Source organism: Kitasatospora saccharophila (assembly GCF_039529925.1).
GTDB lineage: Bacteria > Actinomycetota > Actinomycetes > Streptomycetales > Streptomycetaceae > Kitasatospora > Kitasatospora saccharophila.
Map to the genome: position 1 here is coordinate 1 of NZ_BAAANS010000156.1, position 1,012 is coordinate 1,012.

Annotated in this window: 1 pseudogene; it reads right to left on the reverse strand. The window is 69.3% G+C overall.

The features are described 5' to 3' along the window. A pseudogene (locus ABD345_RS39930) lies at positions 1–857 on the reverse strand (RHS repeat-associated core domain-containing protein); the annotation flags it as partial. Positions 858–1,012 lie beyond the last annotated feature (155 nt).

Consider the following 1,012-nt stretch of genomic DNA (forward strand, 5'->3'; position numbering starts at 1 on the left):
CCCTGCGCGCAGTTCAGGTCGACCGGGACGTCCGGCCACCACGGCGCGTTCTCCACCTTGAAGTGCGCGTCGTCGCACACCGCGCCCGCCGGAGTGCCGTCGATGCAGCGCTCCTTCACGTCGAACACGATCTGCTCGGGCGCCGGGGAGAACACCGTCGAGGCGGTCATGCCGTAGTCGATCCGTCGCAGCCACCCGCCCCGCACGTACGACACACCGGTGCTCTGCGCGTTCGCCCCGTAGTAGTTGGTCTCCGGCTGGTAGTAGTACGCCACCGCGTTGTCGTGCAGGTCGACCGAGTAGTCCAGGTTCCACCGGTAGCCCTGCACGCAGGACGACGCCGCGAAGGTCGAGCCGTGGCACGGCTCACCCGCCTTCGCCCCGTACACCGGCACCGTGTAGACCGACTTCGTCTCCTCCTTGCCGGAGGAGAACCCGGGCAGCTGGTTCAGGCCGAAGTAGAACTGCACCCCGTTCTCGGTCACCCGGTAGTACTCGCCGTTGTACGTCCCGTTCGACGCACCGCCCGACAGGTACAACCGCTCGACCTTCTCCGTCCCCGAGTCGCTCGCGGGGCGCAGCGTCCCGTTCTCGTAGACGAGTTGGCTGGAGGAGCCGTTCAGGGAGAGGGTCATCACCTCCCCCGCCCAGCACCTGTCGCCCGACCCGGCGGGCGCACCCGAGGACGTGTCGTCCGCACAGTTCCTGTAGGAGCGCTCGATGTACGACTCGCCGCTGTTCCAGCCGTCACCCAGCCAGGAGGACTGGTTGTTGGTCCCCGAGGTCCGCCCGTCCTGCGAGGACGAGTCGTAGGAGAGCTCCGGGTTCGGGGTGGCCCCGCCGATCGCCGCCGGCACCTTGACCGGGTACGAGTAGGAGAAGGCGCCCGTGCTGCCGCCCGCCGACCAGGTCCCGGTCGGCGACAGCGTGGTCGCCGAGTACGAACCCGACGACCCGTCCGGCGCCGAGGTCGCGGCCAGCACCATCGCCCCGGAACCGGAACCGGAACCGG